This window comes from Bordetella petrii, from assembly GCF_017356245.1.
Taxonomy (GTDB): domain Bacteria; phylum Pseudomonadota; class Gammaproteobacteria; order Burkholderiales; family Burkholderiaceae_B; genus Bordetella_A; species Bordetella_A petrii_D.
In genome coordinates, this window is record NZ_JAFMZZ010000001.1 from 2,286,977 (window position 1) to 2,307,460 (window position 20,484).

At 69.7% G+C, this 20,484-nt stretch carries 19 protein-coding genes and 1 pseudogene; 4 read left to right on the plus strand and 16 right to left on the minus strand.

Annotated features, from left to right (window positions below; translation table 11 throughout):
• Nucleotides 1-10 precede the first annotated feature (10 nt).
• Entirely contained in the window at nt 11-1,702 is a 1,692-nt protein-coding gene (locus tag J2P76_RS11055; RefSeq protein WP_207407256.1) for a thiamine pyrophosphate-binding protein, read from the minus strand.
• A gap of 134 nt (nt 1,703-1,836) precedes the next feature.
• On the opposite strand from J2P76_RS11055, the gene J2P76_RS11060 reads away from it, so the two are divergent.
• Complete coding sequence (locus tag J2P76_RS11060; RefSeq protein ID WP_207407258.1) at nt 1,837-2,730, plus strand: LysR family transcriptional regulator; 894 nt, start codon at nt 1,837-1,839, stop codon at nt 2,728-2,730.
• 138 nt (nt 2,731-2,868) lie between these two features.
• Here the strand turns inward: J2P76_RS11060 and J2P76_RS11065 are convergent, their stop codons facing one another.
• The 12 genes from J2P76_RS11065 to J2P76_RS11120 form a co-directional block, all read right to left on the minus strand.
• Nucleotides 2,869-3,243, minus strand: a complete 375-nt coding sequence (locus J2P76_RS11065) for a tautomerase family protein (protein WP_207407260.1) — start codon at nt 3,241-3,243, stop codon at nt 2,869-2,871.
• 77 nt (nt 3,244-3,320) lie between these two features.
• Nucleotides 3,321-4,415, minus strand: a complete 1,095-nt coding sequence (locus J2P76_RS11070; protein WP_207407262.1) for a mandelate racemase/muconate lactonizing enzyme family protein — start codon at nt 4,413-4,415, stop codon at nt 3,321-3,323.
• Nucleotides 4,412-5,188: an ABC transporter ATP-binding protein gene (locus J2P76_RS11075; protein WP_207407264.1), complete on the minus strand. Its 777-nt coding sequence runs from the start codon at nt 5,186-5,188 to the stop codon at nt 4,412-4,414. The genes J2P76_RS11070 and J2P76_RS11075 overlap by 4 nt, the downstream gene beginning before the upstream one ends.
• Nucleotides 5,189-5,190: 2 nt before the next feature.
• Nucleotides 5,191-5,946: an ABC transporter ATP-binding protein gene (locus J2P76_RS11080; RefSeq protein WP_207407266.1), complete on the minus strand. Its 756-nt coding sequence runs from the start codon at nt 5,944-5,946 to the stop codon at nt 5,191-5,193.
• Nucleotides 5,943-6,950: a branched-chain amino acid ABC transporter permease gene (locus J2P76_RS11085; RefSeq protein ID WP_207407273.1), complete on the minus strand. Its 1,008-nt coding sequence runs from the start codon at nt 6,948-6,950 to the stop codon at nt 5,943-5,945. Before J2P76_RS11085 ends, J2P76_RS11080 begins: the two co-directional genes overlap by 4 nt.
• Nucleotides 6,947-7,807, minus strand: coding sequence for a branched-chain amino acid ABC transporter permease (locus J2P76_RS11090; RefSeq protein WP_207407275.1), 861 nt, complete (start codon nt 7,805-7,807; stop codon nt 6,947-6,949). Before J2P76_RS11090 ends, J2P76_RS11085 begins: the two co-directional genes overlap by 4 nt.
• A gap of 28 nt (nt 7,808-7,835) precedes the next feature.
• Nucleotides 7,836-9,020: an ABC transporter substrate-binding protein gene (locus J2P76_RS11095; RefSeq protein ID WP_207407277.1), complete on the minus strand. Its 1,185-nt coding sequence runs from the start codon at nt 9,018-9,020 to the stop codon at nt 7,836-7,838.
• 84 nt (nt 9,021-9,104) lie between these two features.
• Entirely contained in the window at nt 9,105-10,226 is a 1,122-nt protein-coding gene (locus J2P76_RS11100; RefSeq protein ID WP_207407279.1) for a mandelate racemase/muconate lactonizing enzyme family protein, read from the minus strand.
• Nucleotides 10,227-10,246: 20 nt separating this feature from the next.
• A complete protein-coding gene (locus tag J2P76_RS11105) occupies nt 10,247-11,218 on the minus strand; it encodes a quinone oxidoreductase family protein (RefSeq protein ID WP_207407281.1) in 972 nt (323 codons plus the stop codon).
• 8 nt (nt 11,219-11,226) lie between these two features.
• A complete protein-coding gene (locus tag J2P76_RS11110) occupies nt 11,227-12,516 on the minus strand; it encodes a CaiB/BaiF CoA transferase family protein (RefSeq protein ID WP_431603391.1) in 1,290 nt (429 codons plus the stop codon).
• The gene (locus tag J2P76_RS11115) at nt 12,513-13,532 is read right to left on the minus strand and encodes an acyl-CoA dehydrogenase family protein (protein WP_207407282.1); all 1,020 of its coding nucleotides are present in this window, start codon (nt 13,530-13,532) and stop codon (nt 12,513-12,515) included. The genes J2P76_RS11110 and J2P76_RS11115 overlap by 4 nt, the downstream gene beginning before the upstream one ends.
• Before the next feature lie 11 nt (nt 13,533-13,543).
• The gene (locus tag J2P76_RS11120) at nt 13,544-14,695 is read right to left on the minus strand and encodes an acyl-CoA dehydrogenase family protein (protein ID WP_207407284.1); all 1,152 of its coding nucleotides are present in this window, start codon (nt 14,693-14,695) and stop codon (nt 13,544-13,546) included.
• 279 nt (nt 14,696-14,974) lie between these two features.
• Between J2P76_RS11120 and J2P76_RS11125 the strand changes: the two genes are divergently transcribed.
• Together J2P76_RS11125 and bktB are read left to right on the plus strand one after the other, a co-directional pair.
• The gene (locus tag J2P76_RS11125) at nt 14,975-15,769 is read left to right on the plus strand and encodes a crotonase/enoyl-CoA hydratase family protein (RefSeq protein WP_207407286.1); all 795 of its coding nucleotides are present in this window, start codon (nt 14,975-14,977) and stop codon (nt 15,767-15,769) included.
• Nucleotides 15,770-15,858: 89 nt separating this feature from the next.
• Nucleotides 15,859-17,040, plus strand: coding sequence for a beta-ketothiolase BktB (gene bktB / locus J2P76_RS11130; RefSeq protein WP_207407288.1), 1,182 nt, complete (start codon nt 15,859-15,861; stop codon nt 17,038-17,040).
• A gap of 47 nt (nt 17,041-17,087) precedes the next feature.
• Here bktB and J2P76_RS11135 read toward each other — a convergent pair.
• The 3 genes and pseudogenes from J2P76_RS11135 to J2P76_RS11145 form a co-directional block, all read right to left on the minus strand.
• Nucleotides 17,088-17,216 (minus strand): annotated as a pseudogene (locus J2P76_RS11135) (IS110 family transposase); the annotation flags it as partial.
• Nucleotides 17,217-17,242: 26 nt separating this feature from the next.
• Nucleotides 17,243-18,175: a complex I NDUFA9 subunit family protein gene (locus tag J2P76_RS11140; protein ID WP_207407290.1), complete on the minus strand. Its 933-nt coding sequence runs from the start codon at nt 18,173-18,175 to the stop codon at nt 17,243-17,245.
• A gap of 109 nt (nt 18,176-18,284) precedes the next feature.
• Nucleotides 18,285-19,250: a threo-3-hydroxy-L-aspartate ammonia-lyase gene (locus tag J2P76_RS11145; RefSeq protein WP_207407292.1), complete on the minus strand. Its 966-nt coding sequence runs from the start codon at nt 19,248-19,250 to the stop codon at nt 18,285-18,287.
• A gap of 171 nt (nt 19,251-19,421) precedes the next feature.
• Between J2P76_RS11145 and ruvB the strand changes: the two genes are divergently transcribed.
• Entirely contained in the window at nt 19,422-20,483 is a 1,062-nt protein-coding gene (gene ruvB / locus J2P76_RS11150) for a Holliday junction branch migration DNA helicase RuvB (protein WP_207407294.1), read from the plus strand.
• Nucleotide 20,484 lies beyond the last annotated feature (1 nt).

The window sequence follows — 20,484 nt, forward strand, 5'->3', positions numbered from 1 at the left end:
GGGTCTTCCGCTATTGCGCAGCGGCGGCCGGCGCTGCCTGGCGCCGCAGCTGGTCCAGCGTGGCGGCCGGCGTGATGGCCTGCGGATCGACCTGGATCTCGATCAGCGTGGCGCGCCGTTCGCGCAGCGCGGCGTCGAAGGCCGGCGCGAACTGCGCCGTGTCGGTCACGGTGACGCCGTGCAAGCCGAATGCGCGCGCATAGCCGGCGAAATCCGGATTGGTGAGCTCGGTGCCGATGACGCGCGCCGGATAGGTTTTTTCCTGGTGCATGCGGATGGTGCCGTACATGCCGTTGTTGACCACGATGAAGACGATGGGCAGCGCGTAACGCGCCACGGTGGCCAGCTCTTGCCCGCTCATCAAAAAGCAGCCGTCGCCGGCGAAGCAGACCACCTGGCGCTCGGGGTGCACCAGCTGCGCGGCGATGGCCGCCGGCACGCCGTAGCCCATGGCGCCGCAGGTGGGCGCCAGCTGCGTGCCGCGGCGGCGGTAGGAATAATAGCGATGCACCCAGATGGCATAGTTGCCGGCGCCGTTGGTGATGATGGCGTCATCGGCCACGCACTCGCGCACATGGCGCACGATGTGGCCCATATTGACCTTGCCGGGCACCTCGGTCACGGTTTGCCATTGCTGGTAGTCGGCGTGCGCCTGCCGCACCCAGCCGGCCCGGGCGGGGGCGGGCGGGGCGGGCAGCCGCAGGGCGGCCGCCGCGAACGCGGCCGGCCCGGCATTGATGGCCAGCGCCGGCCGGTACACGCGGCCGAGTTCTTCGGCGCCCGCCAGCACGTGCACCATGGGCTTGCCCGGGTCGGGGTTGGCGATCAGCGCGTAGCCCTGGGTGGACGCCTCGCCCAGCCGCGTGCCGACCACCAGCAGGAAGTCGCTGTCGCGCACGCGCTGCGCCAGGGCCGGGCTGGGCGCCAGGCTCAGGTCGCCCGCATAGCAGGGATGGCTGTTGTCGACGATGTCCTGGCGCCGGAACGCGCAGGCTACCGGCATGCCATGGGCCTGCGCGAAGCCGGCGATGTCCTGGGCGGCCTGCTCGGTCCAGCCGCTGCCGCCCACGATCATCAGCGGCCGCTCGGCGCGCTCGAGCAGGGCGGCCAGCCGCTGCATCTGGCCGGCATCGGGGGCCGCCTGCACCGGCTGCCAGGGCGGCGAATCGGCCGCCTGCGCCACATCGGCCAGCATGTCTTCCGGCAGTGCCACTACGACCGGGCCAGGCCGGCCCGCCACGGCCAGCTGGAAGGCATAGCCCACCAGTTCGGGCACGCGCCGCGCGTCTTCGATCTGGATCACGCCCTTGGCCAGGCCGCCGAACATCTGCCGATAGTCCACTTCCTGGAAGGTTTCGCGCTGCGCGGCGTCGCGGCCCACCTGGCCGACGAACATGATCATCGGCGTGGAGTCCTGGCGGGCGGTGTGCACTCCGGTGCTGCCATGCGTGGCGCCGGGGCCGCGCGTGACGAAGCAGATGCCGGGGCGCCCGGTCAGCTTGCCGTACGCCTCGGCCATATTGGCGGCGGCGGCCTCGTGCCGGCAGGTGATCACGCGCACGCGGCCGCGATGTTCGTACAGGCCGTCGAGCACGGCCAGGTAGCTTTCGCCGGGCACGCAGAAGACAGTGTCGGCGCCATTGACCGCCAGGGCGCCGGCAAGCAATTGCCCGCCGGCGCGCGGCGCGGGAGTGAGGGTCATGCGGGTCTCCGATGTTTTTCTGGGGGCGGCGCGCAGCGCCGCCGACAAGGCAGAATATTGCGCGTGGACCAACTATTCCAATATTATTTTTCGAAAAATCGATACTCTGCCGGTATCACCGGCCCGAGGAGACCATGGACTTCAAGCATTTCCAGCAGTTCCTGACGCTGGCCGAAACGCTGAACTTTCGACGCGCCGCCGAGAAACTGCACATGGCGCAGCCGCCGCTGTCGGTGTCGATACGCAAGCTCGAGGCCGAAGTGGGCGTGACGCTGTTCACGCGCGGCAAAGACGGCGTGAAATTGACCGAAAGCGGCGAAGCGGCGCTGGCCGAAGCGCGGCGCGCGCTATTCCATGCCGCGCAGTTCCGCCAGGCCGCGCGCGCGGCCTCGACCGGCGACCTGGGCACCTTGCGCATCGGCTTCGTGGGGTCGGCCACGCACGAAGTGCTGCCGCGCATCCTGCCGCGCTTTCATGCGCTGTACCCCGGCGTGGAACTGGAACTGCGCGAGGCGATCTCGATCCGCATCATGCAGGGCATCGAAGAAGAGGCCTTCGATATCGGCGTGGTGCGCGTGCCGGTGGCCATCGGCTCGAACACGCGCCTGGCGACGCTGTTCACCGAGACCTTCGTGCTGGCGGTGCCCAAGAGCAATCCGCTGGCGCAGCGCGCCACGATCCGGCTGAAAGACCTGTCGGATGAAGGCTTCATCCTGTATTCGGGCGTGGACGCGCCGGGGCTGCGCACCGCGGCCATCCACGCCTGCCAGCTGCGCGGCTTCATGCCCAGGGTGACGCAGGAAGCGATCCAGGTGCAGACCGTGCTGAGCCTGGTCGAGGCCGGTTTCGGCGTGGCGCTGGTGCCGTCGGTGTCGCGCCGCTTCAACAGCCGGCACGTCATCTACAAGAAGCTGACGGATTTTCCGGCCAGCGCATCCATCGGCATATCGCTGGCGTGGAAGCCGTCGGCCGAGAGCGCGGCCGTGCGCAATTTCCTGGACGTGTCGACCCAGGCGTTCAAGCCTTGATCTTTTCCACGTGTCAATGCTTCAGCTCGCCCAGGATAAAACGGGTGCCGCTGAATCGGGGACGCCGCGGAGCCGGCTTTGCCGGTCCGCCAGCGTCGCCCCCTTGAGGGGGGAGCGCGCAGCGCTTCGGGGGTGGGTCTATCGTCCCGCGGCCTGCGCGGTGACGCCGCCCGCCACGCCCATGTCGGTCTTGGGCACATCGCTGATGATGACCCGCACGTCTTGTCCCGAGATCCCGATGCTTTCCTGCACGGCCTGGTTCAGGGCGGCGATCAGCGCGGCTTTTTTCTCGTCGCTGCGGCCCACGATCAGGCGCGCCAGCACCAGGGCCATGGGCTTGCCGATTTCGCCGGCCACGATCACATGCTCGGGCGCGGCTTCGTCCAGCACGATGCGCACCGAATGCAGGGGCGCGGCGATGCTGTCGACGACGGCCTGCGAACAATTCTTGAGCAGGCTGGTTTTCTGGGCGGCGCTGTGGCCTTGCATGATCTGGATATTCAGTATGGGCATGGCGGTTCCTGGTGGGGGCGGGCCGGCGGCCCGCCCGGTGGGGCGGATGCGGGCATCATAGCAACCCGCGCCGGGCTTCAGATGCGATAGCGCGCGATGATGCCGGGGTCGGGGTCGCAGCCCAGCCCCGGGCCTTGCGGAATGGCGACCTCGCCGTCCGGGCCGGGCAGGCCGGCGGCGCCGAACAGGCCCGACTCGAGCTGTACGCCGAAGATCTCGATGCCGCCGATGTGGGAATACACGCCCGCCATCTGCAAGGTGGCCAGCAGGCCGGGGCCGAAATAGGGCGAATGCGGCGCCACCGCGCGGCCGTGGCGCCGCGCCAGTTCGGCCACGGCGCGGAATTCGGTGATGCCGCCGACCTTGGTGATGCTGGGCTGGAAGTAATCCAGCGCGCCCGAATCGGCCAGCGGCTGGAACGCCCATGCGTTGCCGACGTTCTCGCCGGCGGCCAGGGGCACGCGCGCTTCGCGGTGCAGGCGCGCCAGGCCGGCCACGTCTTCGGGCGGCCAGACCGGCTCTTCCAGCCATTTCAGCCCGTACGGCTCCAACTGGCGCGCCATGCGCAGCGCCTCGTCGGCGGGCCAGGCGCAGTTCACGTCCAGCATCAGGTCGACATCGCCGCCCAGCGCCTGGCGGGCCGCCGCCACCGCGGGCACGGTGACTTCGTGCAGCTTCAGCCGGCGAAAGCCGCGCTCCAGCGCGCGCTCGCAGGCGGTGGCCACGGTGGCGGGCTCGTGCAGCCGCATCAGGCTGGTGTACGCCGTGACCGAGCGGCGCGAACCCGCGCCGAGCAGCTGGCACACCGGCATGCCGGCGCGCTTGCCGGCCAGGTCCCACAGGGCGATGTCGAGCCCGGACAGCGCGTACATTACCGGGCCGTTGCGGCCGAAAATATGCAGCGGCCGCTTCAGGTCTTCCATCAGCTGGGCGATGTCGCCCGCGTCGCGGCCGATGGCCAGCGGGCTGACGATCTGCTCCAGCGCGGCCAGGGTGGCGGGAATCGCGTTGTAGCCGAACGCCTCGCCCCAGCCGACCAGGCCGTCGTCGGTGCTGACCTTGACCAGCAGGTAATTCAGCTTCGACCATACGGTGCCGCCGAATCCGGTGGGCGGCCCGTCGTGGCGGTACGGGATCGAGACCACGATCGGCTCGATGGCGGTGATTTTCATGATGCGGCTCCGGAATGGGCGGGCGGCGTCTGCCCGCCGCCCAGGTAGATGCGCTGGATCAGCTCGCCGGCTTGCACCTCGGCGGGCGTGCCTTCGCCGCCGATGTGGCCGGTTTCGACCAGGTAGCAGTAGTCGGCGAAGCGCAGGGCTTCCTTGACCAGCTGTTCGACCAGCAGCACGGCCATGCCGCCGCGGGTCAGGTCCTTGGCCACCGTGAGGATGCGGTCCACCACCATGGGGGCCAGCCCGCCGGACGGCTCGTCCAGGATCAGCAGCGCGGGGTCGGCGATCACGCCCTGGGCCACGGCCAGGATCTGCTGCTGCCCGCCGCTCAGCCGCGAGGCCGGCTGCAGGCGCTTTTCCGCCAGCTCGGGGAACAGGTCGTAAATGCGCGGCAGCCGCGCGCGGTCGCCGTGGCGATGCGTGGCGTAAGTGCCCAGCAGCAGGTTGTCTTCGACTGTCAGGCCGGTGAAGACGCGATGCCCTTCGAGCACGACGTTGATGCCGGCCCGCACTGTGGCGCGCGCGTCGGCCGCCGTGATGTCGCGGCCCTTGAAAGACACCTGGCCGCCGCGCTTGGGGATGAGGCCGGCCAGCGCGTGCAGCATCGAAGTCTTGCCGGCGCCGTTGCGGCCCAGCATGACCACGAACTCGCCCTGGTGCACGCGCAGGTCGACGCCGTGCACCACCTGGGCCTTGCCGTAGGCCACCTGCAGGCCCGACACTTGCAGCAGCACCGGGGCCGAGCCATGAGTACGTTGAGGGTTCTGCATGGTCAGGCTCCCAGGTAGACGCGAATCACTTCGGCGTTGTCGCGGACTTCGCGCGGCGTGCCGTGCGCGATCATGCGGCCCAGGTTCAGGGTGGTGACGCGATCGCACAAGCGGAACACGAAGTCGGTGTGGTGCTCCACGATCAGCACGCCCAGCCCGGCCTCGCGCAGCGTGGCCACGATGCTGGCCAACTGCTCGATCTCGTGCTCGGTCAGCCCGCCGGCCGGTTCGTCCAGCAGGATGAAGCGCGGCCGCATGGCCAGCGCGCGGGCGATTTCCAGGAAGCGCTGCTCGGCATGGTCCAGCATGCTGGCCGGCCGTTCCGCCACGCGTTCCAGGCCCACGCCGCACAGCATTTCATAGGCCAGGTCGCGCGCCTGGCGCTCGCGCCGGCGCATGCCGGGCAACGCCAACGCGGTGGGCATGAAGCCGGCGTTGCTGTGCTTCCAGCTGCCCAGCATGACGTTCTGCCAGGCGCTCAGGCTGCCCAGCAGGCGCGGCTTCTGGAACGTGCGCGCAATGCCCTGCAGGGCGCGCTTCTGTACCGACGCCTGGGTGATGGGGGTGTCGCCCAGCGTCAGGGTGCCGCCATCGATGGGGTAGTAGCCGGACAGCAGGTTCAGCAGTGTGGTCTTGCCGCTGCCGTTGGGGCCGATGAGGCCGTGGATTTCCGCTTCGCCAAGTGTCAGGGTTACGTCGTCGACCGCGGTGATGCCGCCGAAGCGCTTGGTGACGCCGTTTGCGCAGAGCTGGGTCATGACTGGCGCCCTCCGCGTATGGCTGCCGCCAGCCGGGGCAGGTCGGGCGCGACCACGTGCTTTTCGGGCTGGCGCGGCGCGAACTTGTCGCGCAGCACGCGCACGATGCTGCCGATGCCTTCGGGCACCAGCAGCACCACCAGCAACAGCAGCACCCCGTAGAACAGCTGGCCCCAGCGCGCCAGCGGCGCGACCAGTTCGGGCAGCGCGGCCAGCACGATGGTGCCCACGAACGGGCCCATGATGACGCCGCGTCCGCCGATCACGATGCACACGAAGAAGAACAGGCTGAGTTCGAAGACGAAGGTCTCGGGCGTGATGTAGCTTTGCAGCGAGGCGAACAGCGCGCCCGCGATGCCGGCCGTCACGCCGCTGAACGTGAAGACCGCCAGCTTCACGCGGAACACCGGGACCCCGGTGGCCGCGGCGGTGACCGTGCTGTCGCGCAGGGCGATCATGGCGCGGCCCCACGAGTAGCGAGCCAGGTTCCACACCAGCCAGCTGACGATGCCGGCCACCGCCGCCACCAGCCAGTACAGGCCGGCGGGGCTGTCGAACGGCGCGTTGAAGGGCGCCACGCTCAGGCCGGTGCCGCCGCCTGTGAGCCCGTCGCTGGCCAGCGAGAACTCGGTCACCATCAGCGCGAAGGCCATGGTGGCCATGGCGAAGTAAAAGCCCGGCAGCCGCAGCGAAGGCAGGCCCAGCAGGAAGCCGCAGGCGCCGCAAAGCACCGCCGCGGCCGCCATGGCCACCCACGGGCTGGTTTCGTAGTTGCCGGTAAGAATGGCGAAGGTATAGGCGCCGATGGCCAGCAGGCCGACGTGCCCGATGGACAGCAGCCCGGTGTAGCCGACCACCAGGTTGAGGCTGGCGATCAGGATCCAGTACGTGCCTATCAGGGTGGCCACGTGCAGCTGGTAAGGGTTGCCGGCCCAGAAGGGCAGGGTGGCCAGCACCACCACGCCGATGGCCAGGGGCCAGTGGATTTTGCGTTCGGTTTTCATACTTGGCGCACCTGCTTGTTGCCGAACAAGCCCTCGGGCTTGATCAGGAGAAAGGCCATCAGCAAGCCGACCGCGATGGTCTGCTGGTATTCGCCGCCGAAGAAATAGGTGGCGAAGGTGCTGAGCAGCCCCAGGGTCAGCCCGCCCACGATGGCGCCGGCATTGCTGCCCAGCCCGCCCGCGGCCAGCGCGATGAAGCCGTACAGCGTCAGCGTCAGGCCCAGGGCGAAGAAGGCAAAGGTGAGCTGGCCGGCGGCGAAGCCCACCAGCCCGCCCAGCAGGCCCGCCAGGCCGTACGAGAACGCGCGCACGCGCTCGGTGGAAATGCCGCGCGCGCGGGCGGCGTAGGCGTCTTCGGCCACGGCCAGGAATACCTTGCCGAACAGCGTGCGCCGGTAGAACAGGTCCAGCCCCAGGGCCAGCAGCGCCACGCAGCCGATCGGCAGCCAGTATTTCTGGTCCCAGACACCGGCGGTGAAGTCCTGCGGGATCAGGCGCGGGAAGGCGCGCGGCTCGGTGCCCCACCACAGCCCCACCGCCTGCTGCACGATGGTGGCCAGGGCCAGGGTGCTGAGCAGCCACAGGTGCTCGTCCGAGCGCGCCAGGATGCGGCGGATCGCCACGGCCTCGGTGACCAGGCCGAACACCACGGCGGCCGCCACCGCGCCGGCCAGCCCGACGATGATGGGCAGGCCCAGATCGCCGATCAGCCAGGCGCCGACGATGCTGCTCAGCATGAACAGGTGGCCCGTGGTGATGCTGAGCACCTTCGAGGTGGAATACATCACGTTGTAGGCCAGCGCGGCGGCCGCGTACAGCGCGCCGATCGCCAGGCCGGTCACGAGGACGGTCAGCATGGAGAAGACTCCTGTGGTGTGTGCCGTGTCATTGGGGGGCGAGCTGGAAGCTGCCGTCCTTGAACGTATTGGCGCGGTTCAGCACCATGGCCGAATCCGGAAAGCCGTTGTGGTCGTCCGGCGTCCAGGTGTAGTCGGCATACACGCCGGGCATGTTCTTGGTGCTTTCCAGCGTCTTGCGGAAGGCCTGCGCATCGGTGCCGCCGGTCTGCTTGACGGCGTGCTCGATGATCTTGACCGTGTCGTAGCCTAGCGCCACCCACCAGAACGTGAAGTCGATCTTGCCGCCCAGCTTGGGCCGGATCGCGTCCATCAGCGCCTGGGTGCGTTCGGGCAGCTTGCCGCTGGCGTCGTAGGTGGTGCTGGCATAGCCCGCGGCATAGGTGTTGTTCCAGTAGTCAGGCTTGTTCAGCAGGTCGCGGATCGGCAGCCCCATGAGCGCGGGGTGGCCCACCACGGGCACGTCCCACTGCAGGTTGCCGCGCGCATTCAGGATGCGGGCCAGCAGGCCGGTGGCGGCCGACCATGGCATGATCACATCCGCACCGGCGTCGCGCGCTTTCTGGATCTCGTCGGTGACGCTGGTCTTGTTGGGGTCGATCAGCACGGAATACACCGGCTTGATGCCGGCTTCTTCCAGCAGGGCGGCGGCGCGCTTGGCCGACGAGGCGCCATAGCCGGTGGTGTCGCCGATCACGGCGACCTTCTTGCGCTTGAGGGTCTCCAGCGCGTATTTGTTGGCCGAGCTGATCCATTGCTCGTTGGTGTTGATCACCCGGAAGGCCAGCGGGTATTTCTTCGGGTTGGTCAGCGTGTCGACCGTGCCGATGATCAGGTTGGGAATGCCGGCCCGGGCCAGGATGGGCACCGTGGCCAGCGACTCGCCCGAGTTCACCGGCCCGATCACGTAGGCCACCTTGTCTTCATAGGCAAGCTGCTTGGCGTAGTTGACCGCCTTGGTGGGGTCGCCTGCCGTGTCGCGCGTCAGCAACTCGAGCTTGCGCCCGTTGATGCCTCCGGCCTTGTTGATTTCTTCCACGGCGAACTGCACGCCCTGGTTCTCGGCGATGGCCGCCGATGACAGCGGGCCGGTCAGCGAGGACAGCCAGCCGATGCGGATCGGCTCGCCCTGCGCGTCGGCCGCGTGGGCCGGCAGGACGCCCGCCGCCAGGGCGGACAGGCAGAAAAGCGGTGCTGCGAGTTTCTTGATCATGCTCGTCTCCGTATGTTCTACCCACTTCGATGAGTGGCGTTTTGCGGCAATGTGCGCGCCCACGGCGGGCGCGCCTGTCCACGCTCAGTTGCCGCCGGCAGTGCGTGGCGAAATCAGGTAGGGGTCGATGCATTGCCAGTCGAACGTGAAGCCGGTGCCGGGGCGGCCGGGCGCCGCGATGCAGCCATCGGCCTCGACTTCCATGCGTTCGTGGAACAGCGGCTCGAACCAGGGCATGTGCTCGGCCCAGGTGGCGTTGCCGGCCGCCGCCACGATGTGCAGGCTGTGTTCGGTGAAAATGTGGGGCGCCACCGGCAGGTCGTGCGCGGCCAGGTAGCGCACCGCCTTGAGCATTTCGGTATAGCCGCCCATGCGCTGCAGGTCGGGCATGAAGACGCCGGCCGCGCGCTCGCGCGCCATGCGGCGGATGCCGTAGCGGGTGTATTCGGTTTCGCCGCTGGCGATGGGCATGGGCAGCTGGCGCACGATCTCGGCGGCGCTGTCGTCGTCCCAGGTGGGCACCGGCTCTTCGAACCAGGCCAGGTCGAAGCGGGCCAGCTCGCGGCCCAGCCGCAGGGCGCGGGTCAGGTCCAGGCCCTGGTTGGCGTCGGCCATCAGGGTGACCTGGTCGCCGATGGCATCGCGCACCGCCTCCACCCGCGCGATGTCTTCCTTCCAGTCGGGCGAGCCCAGCCGCATTTTCATGGCCTTGAAGCCCTGGGCCAGGAACTGGCGCGCTTCGTCGCGCAGTTCGTCGCGGCTGGACGACAGCCACAGGCCGGCGCTGGCGTACACCGGCACGCGGTCGCGGTGCGCGCCGAACAGCTTGTACAGCGGCCGTCCGGCCAGCTTGCCGACGATGTCCCAGCAGGCGATGTCGATGGGGTTGTAGGCCAGGATCGATACCCCGCTCTGGCCATAGAAATTGCAGCCGCGCAGGAAATCGGCCCACAGCGCCTCGACGTCGTGCGGGTCGCGGCCGACCACCAGGGGCGCGAGCGATTGCGTGAACTGCGCGATGGCCCCGAGCCGTTCCGCGTTGAAGCAGAAGCCATAACCTTCGCCGGTGACGCCGGCATCGGTTTCCAGCGAGACCAGCAGGCAGCAGACATCGGCGATTTCGTGGATCGAAGTCTTCAGCGGGCGCGGCAGCGGAATTCTGGCCAGCCGGGTGTGCAGGGCGGTGATGCGTACGGCGTTCGACATGGAGTGCTCCGGATCCGGGGTTAGCTGGGAATGAGGACGGCGGCGGCGATGCTGCGCTTTTCCAGCGCCGCGTGGGCGCGCGCCGCCTGCGCCAGCGGGTAGTGGCGCGGGATGTGCGCATGCAGGGCCTTGGCGCGCATGTGCCTGAACAGCTCGGATGCCGCCGCCAGCAGGCGCGCCGGCGTATTCATGTAGGCCGCCAGGCTGGTGCTGGTCAGGTACAGCGATTGCTTTTGCAGCGCCGCCAGCGCCATGCCGGTAACCGGCCCGGAAGCGTCGCCGAAGCTGACCAGCAGCCCGCGCGGACGCAGGCTGTTCAATGAGTCTGTCCAGGTGTCGCGGCCCACGCCGTCGTAGACGGCCGCCACGCCGGCGCCGCCGGTCAGCGCCATGACCCGCGCCGCCACGTCTTCGTGGCGGGTGTCGATGGTGCGCCAGGCGCCATGCTCGCGCGCCAGGGCGCCGCGCGCGCTGTCGCTGACCGTGCCGATCAGCTGCACGCCGAGCAGGCGCGCCCACTGGCAGGCGATCAGCCCCACGCCGCTGGCCGCCGCGTGGAACAGCACGGTTTCGCCGGCCTGCAGGCGGTACGCCTGGCGAAACAGGTATTGCACGGTCAGGCCTTTGTACAGGATGGCCATGGCCGCGTCGAAACCGATGTCGGGCGGCAGCTTGATGATGTGGCTGGCGGGCAGGTTGCGAGCCTGCGCATAGGCGCCCAGCGGTCCGGTGGCGTAGGCGACGCGGTCGCCCGGGCGCAGCCCGGCCACGCCGCTGCCCACGGCTTCGATGACGCCCGCGCCTTCAAAGCCCAGGCCGTGGGGCAGGGCGTGCGGGTACCGGCCGCTGCGATAGTACAGATCGATGAAATTGATGCCCACGGCGCGATGCGCCACCGTCACCTCGCCCGCCGCCGGCGCGGGCAGGCGGCTGTCGCCCATCCGCAGGACTTCCGGCCCGCCGTGCGCATCGAGGATGACGGCCTGGTTCATGGCGCGCCTCAGGCCACGGCGCCGGCATCGCGCCAGCCCTGGATGTCGGCGGCGCTGGCGCCCAGCACCTGCGCCAGCACTTCGTCGGTATGTTCGCCCAGGCGCGGCGGCGCGGCCGGTTCGCGCGGCGGCGTGCCGCGCAGGTGCAGGGGCGAGCGCATCAGGCGCAGCGTGCCGTGCACGGCATCGGCCGTGTCGGCCAGCAGGCCGCGCGCGGCGATCTCGGGCGCGTCCAGCGCCTGCGGCACGGTGCGCACCGGGCCGGCCGGGATGCCGGCGGCGCGGATGCACGCCAGCCAGTGCTCGCTGGACTGCGTCAGCAGAATGCGCTGCAGTTCGGGCACCAGGGTGGCGCGGTTCAGCGAGCGCGCCCGGTTGGTGCGGTAGCGCTCGTCTTGCGCCCATTGCGGCTGGCCCAGCGCGGTGCACAGCGCGGCGAACTGCGTGTCGTTGCCCACGCCCAGCGCAAAGGCGCCGTCGGCGGTGGCGAAGATCTGGTAGGGCACCACCGTGGGGTGCCCGTTGCCGAAGCGCTGCGGCACATGCCCGGCCGCCAGGTAGCCGGCGCCCACGTTGGCCAGTACATTCACCGCGCTGTCGAGCAGCGCCAGGTCGATCAGCTGCCCCTTGCCGCTTTGCTGGCGCGCCAGCAGGGCCGCCAGGATGGCCTGTGTGGCGTTCATGCCGGTGACCAGGTCGGTGATGGCCACGCCCAGCTTCATGGGCGCGCCGCCGGGTTCGCCGGTAATCGACATCAGCCCGCTTTCGGCCTGGATCACGAAATCGTAGCCGGGCTCGGCCGCCCGCGGACCGGTGCGGCCGTAGCCGGAGATCGAGCAGTAGATCAGCCCGGGATGCGCCTGCGACAGGGTGTCGTAGTCGAGCCCGAACCTGGCCAGCGCGCCCAGCCGGTAGTTTTCCACCAGCACGTCGGCCTGCGCCGCCAGGCGCCGCACCAGGGTGCGGCCTTCGGGATGGCGCAGGTCGACCGCCAGCGAACGCTTGCTGCGGTTGGTGCACATGAAGTAGGTCGACTCGCCGCCTACGTCGGGAGGCGTCCAGCTGCGCGTGTCATCGCCGCGCCCGGGCGCCTCGATCTTCCAGACATCGGCGCCCAGGTCGGCCAGGGTCTGGGTGCACCAGGGTCCGGCCAGCACGCGGCTCAGGTCGAGCACGCGCACGCCGGCCAGCGGCAGCGGACGGGAATGGCCGGGCGCGCTCGCTGGACGACCCTCCTGTCGCTGCGCGACTGCCTCCCCGGGGGAGGATGCGCCCTTCGGGCGGCCGTGCGGGCTCATTCGGCCACCGCGTAGAGGCAGGTGCGCACGTAATCGAGCGCCGACAGCTCGCGCGCCGCCAGCGCGTGGCGGCCGATGCGGGCGTTCCAGTATTGTTCGCCGCCGGCCGCGTGGCGCCATTCGCGCAGCCGGCGCGTATAGCATTGCAGCTCATATTCGGCGGTGATCCCGATGGCGCCGTGCACCGCATGGGCGATGTCGGCGGAGCGGGCCACGGCGGCGCTGGCGCGGGCCTTCCCTTGCGCCGCCAGCAGCGGCCGCGGCATCCAGTCCTGGCTCTGGAAGGCCAGCTGGGCCGCCGCCCGCACGGCCCACACCTGTTCGGCCAGCACGCTGATCTGTTGCTGCACGGCCTGGAAGCGGCCGATGGGCTTGCCGAATTGCGTGCGCTGGCTGGCGTATTCCACGGTCAGCTGCAGGATGCGTTCCAGTGCGCCCGCGATGAGCCCGGCGCAGGCGGTGGCGGCCAGGTCCTGCAGCGCGGTATCGGGCACGTTCAGCGGCGCGGCGGCGGCCACCACGGCCGATGGCCAGCACAGGTCGGCGTCCAGGCTGCCGTGCCCGCCCGACGGCACGGCCTGCGCGTCGGCCACGGCCAACAGGCGGGCGCCGTCGGCATCCGGCCCGGCGGCCAGTACCCATTGCGCCGCGCGGGCGGCGCCGACGGCGCGGGCTTGCAGGCCATCGGCGCCGGGCGCCGTCCAGGGCGCCAGCGCGATCGGGCCGGGCCGCGGCGCATGGCCGGCGGCATGCAGCCAGGCGCGCGCCAGCATGGTCTGGATGACGGGCGCGCCCACGCCGTGCCAGCCGGCGGCCTGGGCCAGCGGCGCGACGTCGGCCAGGCGCAGGCCGGCCCCGCCGGCCGCTTCGGGCAAAAGCGCGTCCAGAAAGCCGGATGCTTCCACCGCCTGCCAGGCCGTGTCGGGCGCCTGTCCGCGCTCGGCGGCGCGCAGCACGTCGGTGGGGTAGGCCTGCGCGAACAGGCGGTGGGCGGAATCGCCGAACAGGGAGTCCATCGTGTTCCTTCTCATCTGAGGCCCAGGCCGCGGGCGATGATGCCGCGCAGGATCTCGCGCGTGCCGCCGCGCAGCGAGAAGGTGGGGCTGACCTGTTCCACATAAGCCAGCGTGCGCAGCAGCTCCGGCGGGGCGGCGCTGCCGGGGTGGCGGCCCAGCGTTTGCGCGATCAGGTCGGGAATGCGTTGTTCGAGCTCGGTGCCCAGGTCCTTGACCAGCGCCGCTTCCGTGGCGGGGCTGAGCCCGCGGGCCAATTGGCCGGCCACGGCCAGCGACATGGCGCGCAGCGCGGCCAGCTGGGTCAGGATGTCGCCCAGCGCGTCGGCGGTGGCCGTGTCGTCGATGCCGGCGGCGCGGCAGTGCGCCAGCCAGCATTCCACCAGCGCCATGCTGGAATAAATGCGTTCCGGCCCGCTGCGCTCGAATGCCAGTTCGGCGTTGACCTGCTGCCAGCCGTCGCCTTCGGTGCCCACCAGGGCCTGCGCGTCGAGCGCGACGTTGTCGAAAAACACCTCGGAAAAATGCGCGTCGCCGGCCAGGTCTTCGATGGGGCGCACCGTGACGCCAGGCAGCGACAGGTCGATGATCATCTGCGACAGCCCCTGGTGCCGGTCGGCGGCGGTGCCCGAGGTGCGCACCAGCGCGATCATGTACTGCGAGCGATGGGCGTTGGTGGTCCAGATCTTGCTGCCGTTCAGCAGCCAGCCGCCGTCGCGGGGCTCGGCGCGGGTGCGGATGCTGGCCAGGTCAGAGCCCGAGTTCGGCTCGCTCATGCCGATGCAGAAAAAAGCTTCGGCGCGGCAGATGCGCGGCAGGTAGAACTGGCGCTGCGCGTCGGTGCCGTACTTGAGGATCAGCGGGGCGCTTTGCCGGTCGGCGATCCAGTGCGCGGACACCGGGGCCCCCGCGCACAGCAATTCTTCGGACAGCACAAAGCGCGCGAAGTGGCCGCGCGCGGCGCCGCCGTACTCTCGCGGCAGCGTCATGCCCAGCCAGCCGCGCGCGGCCAGCGCGCGGCTGAAGTCGGCATCGAAGCCCATCCATGAGCGCGCCCGCCGGTCGGCCGGCACGCCGGCCATGGAGCCGGCCAGGAACTCGCGGATTTCGGCGCGCAGCGCCTCGTCTTCGGCGGGAATGGCGGTCAGCTCAAGGGTATCGATCATGTCTCCGTGTACCTTCTCTTTTGCGATGGACTATCCTCCTGGGCGCTGAGACTTGTCTAATATTTTTTTTTGGCCAGTCCATACGATTTTCGTATCAGCCCGGTGCCGCTGCCCGGCGCGGGCGGGCAGTGATATCGCCGCGGTATCGCCATGCCGCCAAACAGTATTGGACTTGCGGCGGGCCGCGCGCATACGCTGGGGCAGGCCGGGCTTTCGGGCGCCACGCGCGCCGCGCCCGGGCACCTGATCACTTCTTCCCTGTAGCGAGGCACCGCGGGCATGAGCGACTTACTGCACTACGAACAGGACGACGACGGCGTCGTCGTATTGACGCTGGACCACCCCGAAACCCGCAACGCCCTGACCGGCAGCGGCATGGTCGATGCCTTGCTGCAGGCCTGCGCGCGCATCGAGGCCGATGCCACGGTGCGCGTTGTCATCGTCACGGCCAGCGGACGCGTGTTTTCGTCGGGCGGCAATATCAACGACATGCAGCGCCAGATCGGGCCCGAGGTCGGCGGCACCGCGCTGCGGCAGGAATACCGGCACGGCATCCAGCGCCTGCCCATGGCCTTCCATGCCCTGGAGGTGCCGACCATTGCCGCGGTCAACGGGCCGGCAATCGGAGCGGGCTGCGACCTGGCCTGTATGTGCGATCTGCGCATCGCGGCCGAGCAGGCCAGCTTTGCCGAAAGCTTTGTCAAGCTGGGCATCGTGCCCGGCGATGGCGGCGCCTGGTTCCTGCCGCGCCTGATCGGCATGGCGCGCGCGGCCGAAATGTCGTTCACGGGCGACGCCATCGACGCGGCCACGGCCCTGGAATGGGGGCTGGTGTCGCGCGTGGTGCCGGCCGGCGAACTGCTGCCGCAGGCGCGCGCGCTGGCGCAGCGCATAGCCGCGAACTCGCCCGATGCGGTCCGGCTGACCAAGCGCCTGCTGCGCGAAGGCCAGCACACCCGCCTGGACACCCTGCTGGAACTGTCGGCGGCCTATCAATCGCTGGCGCACAAGACGCCGGAGCACGCCCGCGCCGTGGCCGATTTCGCCGCGCGCCGCGCCGCCCGCAAGAGCTGACCCGGCCGCCGGGCGGCGGGCCGTCAGGGCGTTATGATGGTTGATATTCTTGCCGGTATGGTGCCGGCATGCCGGACTGGAGAAACACCATGAATGAAGTCGTCGTCACCGCCGCCGCCCGCACCGCCATCGGTGATTTCGGCGGCGCCCTGAAAGACGTGCCGCCCATCGACCTGGGGGCCGCGGTCATCAAAGAAGCGCTGGCTCGCGCCGGCGTGGCCGGCGCCGAAGTGGGCCATGTCGCCGTGGGCCATGTCATCAACACCGAGCCGCGCGATATGTATCTGTCGCGCGTGGCCGCCATGAACGCGGGCATCGCCAAGGAAACGCCGGCGTTCAACGTCAACCGCCTGTGCGGTTCCGGATTGCAGGCCATTGTGTCGGCCGCGCAGACCATCATGCTGGGCGACACCGAGATTGCCGTGGGCGCCGGCGCCGAAAGCATGAGCCGCGCGCCGTATATCGCCCCGGCGCAGCGCTGGGGCGCCCGCATGGGCGACGCCGCGATGCTCGACATGATGACGGGCGCGCTGTCGGACCCGTTCGGCCGCATGCACATGGGCGTTACCGCCGAGAACGTGGCCGCCAAGTTCGGCATCAGCCGCGCCGACCAGGACGCGCTGGCCGCCGAATCGCACCGCCGCGCCGCGGCCGCCATCGAGGCCGGGCATTTCCGCGAGCAGATCGTGCCCATCGTCATGAAGACGCGCAAGGGCGAAGTCACGTTCGACACCGATGAACATGTGCGTCGCGATGTCACGGCCGACAGCCTGGCGGGGCTGAAGCCGGTGTTCAAGAAAGAAAACGGCACTGTCACCGCCGGCAACGCCTCGGGCCTGAACGACGGCGCCGGCGCCGTGGTGCTGATGAGCGCCGCGGCGGCCGAGCGGCGCGGCGTCAAGCCGCTGGCCCGCCTGGTGGCGTACGCGCACGCCGGCGTCGACCCCGAAATCATGGGCATCGGGCCGGTGCCGGCCACCCAGGCCGCGCTCAAGCGCGCCGGCCTGACGGTAGACCAGCTGGACGTGATCGAGGCCAACGAGGCCTTTGCCGCCCAGGCCTGCGCGGTATCGCGCGAGCTGGGCTTCGACCCGGCCAAGGTCAACCCCAACGGCAGCGGCATCAGCCTGGGCCACCCCATCGGCGCCACCGGCGCCATCATCACCGTCAAGGCGCTGTACGAGCTGCAGCGCGTGCAGGGGCGCTATGCGCTGGTGACCATGTGCATCGGCGGCGGGCAGGGCATCGCGGCCGTGTTCGAACGCGTGTAGCGCCGCGCGTGGCCAGGTGTCTGGCTCCGCAGATACCGTCTTGGCGGTCAAGGGCTTAAGGCGTAATCAGAGCGATATGGAGTGCGGCTCTTGAGTACGCCGAAGCATAAGTGAGCGAGCTTTCGCATGGCCGCGCCCAGCGCGGCCATTTTGCTTTTACCCGCGTTGAGCAAGCGAGNAAGAACATCACAAACCCGACATCCTATAACGACACCCCGGCAGCGCTTTTCAGGTAGCCCGGCACGACCCCCTCCATGCTGGTGGGGACGACGCCGAGTTCGGGGGCCATGGGGCCCGAGCAGACGTTGTCGACGGTAAGCGAGGCCAGGTTGTCGCGCGAGATGATCGGGTCGCCGGGCAGGCATTCGAAGAACAGGGCCTGCAGGCGCCCGATGCCCATGGGCATGGGCAGCACGGAGCGCGGGTGGCCGCTCCAGGCGGCGCACAGGCGCACGATGTCGCCCAGGGTGTACACCTGCGGTCCGCCAAGTTCGTAGGTGTGGCCGGCCGTGTGCGGGTTGCGCAGCGCTGCTTCGACCGCGATGGCGATGTCGCCCACGCTGATGGGCTGCATGCGCGCCTGGGCGCCGGCCAGCGGGATGACAGGCAGCCAGCGCGCCAGGCGGGCAAACAGGGTGGTAAGGTGGTCGTCGGGCCCGAACACGACCGAAGGCCGGAAGATGGTGCAGGCGCCTTCGGGCCACGCGGCATAGGCCTTGTGCAGGGCGGCTTCGCCGTCGCCCTTGGAACGCAGGTACATGCTGGGCCCGGCGGCATCGGCCCCCAGGGCGCTGACGTGCAGCAGGCGCCGCACGCCGTGGCGGCGGCAGGCCTGGGCGATGCGCTGCGGCAGCTGGACATGGACGCGCGCAAAACCGGCGCCATAGGGCTGGCCGCGCCCGCCGTGCAGGATGCCCGCCAGGTTGATGACGGCATCGCATTCGGGCAACAGGCGGTCGAGCACGGTGTCGTCGTGGACGTCGGCTTCGACCAGGGTAAGGGTGGGCAGCAATTGCAGGTCGCGTCCGCGGCTGTAAAGGCGCGTGGGCACGATAAGGACATGGCCGCGGCCCGCCAGGCGCGCCGCCACATGCCGGCCGAGAAAGCCGGTACCGCCGATCAGCAGGATACGCATTGCCGCTGCCCCCGTACTGAAGCGAAGCCCGCCGAAGCGCTGCGCGCTTTCCGGAAGGCATCAGTAAGGCCATTCTGCCTTGCGGCGGGGCCGGCCGCAAGGGCGCGGATCAAGCCGCCAGCAGATGCGCGTAATGGGCCAGATCGACGTTGCCGCCGCTGATGATGACGCCCACCCGCTTGCCCGGCACCGCGACTGCCTGGTGCAGCACGGCGGCGGTCGACAGGCAGCCGGTGGGCTCGACCACGATCTTCATGCGTTCGGCGAAAAATTTCATGGTGTCGACCAGCTGCGCGTCGGTGACCGTAACAATGTCTTTGACGCGCTGCTGGATCACGGGAAACGTCAGCTGCCCCAGGTGCGTGGTGACCGCGCCATCGGCCAGCGACTTGGGGGTGGGGATCCGCACGATTTCGCCTTTGCGCAGCGACTGCTGCCCGTCGTTGCCGGCCTCGGGCTCGACGCCGTAGACCTCGCAGCCGGGGCTGAGGGCGTGGGCCGACAGGGCCGAGCCGGCCAGCAGTCCGCCGCCGCCCAGGCACACGAACAAGGCGTCGAGCGGGCCGACCTCTTCGAACAGTTCTTTGGCGGCGGTGCCCTGCCCCGCGATCACGTCGCCGTGGTCATACGGCGGGATCAGCGTGGCGCCGGTCTCGGCCTGGATGCGCCGCGCGACGGCTTCGCGGTCGTCGGTGTAGCGGTCGTAGGTGACGACCTGGCCGCCGTAGCCTTCGGTGGCGGCGCGCTTGGCCGCCGGCGCGTCGTGCGGCATGATGATGGTGGCGCGCACGCCCAGCAGGCGCGAGGCCAGCGCAATGGCCTGCGCATGGTTGCCCGACGAAAACGTCACCACCCCGGCTTCGCGCTGCGACGGGGCCAGCCGGGCAATAGCGTTGTAGCCGCCCCGGAACTTGAAGGCGCCCATGCGCTGGAAGTTCTCGCACTTGAAGAACACCTGGGCGCCGGTGCGCGCATCGGCGGTGGACGAGGTCAGCACCGGCGTCCGGTGGGCAACCCCGGCCAGTGTTTCGCTAGCGCGGACGACATCGTCATAAGTGGGCAGTGCGGGGGACATAAAAGTCATCCTTCCAGGAATAATGGCGAACCGGTGCATGATATCGCCAGTTGCCGCGGGGTGCTTGTGGCCGGACACGGCGGCGCCGTTTCCAGCACCCGCCCCGTGGTGTACGATGCTTGCGCTGGCCTCTGCCTTTTCTTTGCCCCGCCGCCAGCCCCATTCCCGACCATGGCCATTCAGTCCGACTCGCTTTCCTCTCTGCCCGACGCTCCTCGCCTGGTGACACCGCAGCCGGTGTCGCCCAACGAAGAATCCATCGAACGCGCCCTGCGCCCCAAGGCGCTGCAGGAATATGTCGGCCAGCAGCGGGCCCGTGAACAGCTCGAAATCTTCATCGCCGCCGCGCGCAAGCGCGGCGAGGCGCTGGACCACGTGCTGCTGTTCGGCCCGCCGGGGCTGGGCAAGACTACGCTGGCCCACATCATCGCCCACGAAATGGGCGTGCAGCTGCGCCAGACCTCCGGCCCGGTGCTCGAGCGCCCCGGCGACCTGGCCGCGCTCTTGACCAACCTGGAAAAGAACGACGTCCTGTTCATCGACGAAATCCATCGCCTGTCGCCGGTGGTCGAAGAAATCCTGTACCCGGCGCTGGAAGACTTCCAGATCGACATCCTGATCGGCGAAGGCCCGGCCGCGCGCAGCGTCAAGCTGGACCTGCAGCCCTTTACCCTGGTCGGCGCCACCACGCGCGCCGGCATGCTGACCAATCCGCTGCGCGACCGCTTCGGCATCGTGTCGCGCCTGGAGTTCTACAACGCCGACGACCTGGCGCGCATCGTCACGCGCAGCGCCGGCCTGCTCAATGCCGAGATCACGCCCGACGGCGCCGCCGAGGTGGCGCGCCGTTCGCGCGGCACGCCGCGCATCGCCAACCGCCTGCTGCGGCGCGTGCGCGACTATGCGCAGGTGAAATCGCACGGCGTCATCGACACCGAATCGGCCGGCCGCGCCCTGGCCATGCTGGAAGTCGACCCGCAGGGCCTGGACCTGATGGACCGCAAGCTGCTGGAAGCCATCATCCACAAGTTCGACGGCGGCCCGGTGGGCGTGGACAGCCTGGCGGCGGCCATCGGCGAAGAGCGCGACACCATCGAAGACGTCATCGAACCCTACCTGATCCAGCACGGCTACCTGCAGCGCACCCCGCGCGGCCGCATGGCCACGCAGACCACCTGGCGGCACCTGGGCCTGGCGCCGCCCTCGGGCAGCGGCGAACTGTTCAACAAATAGG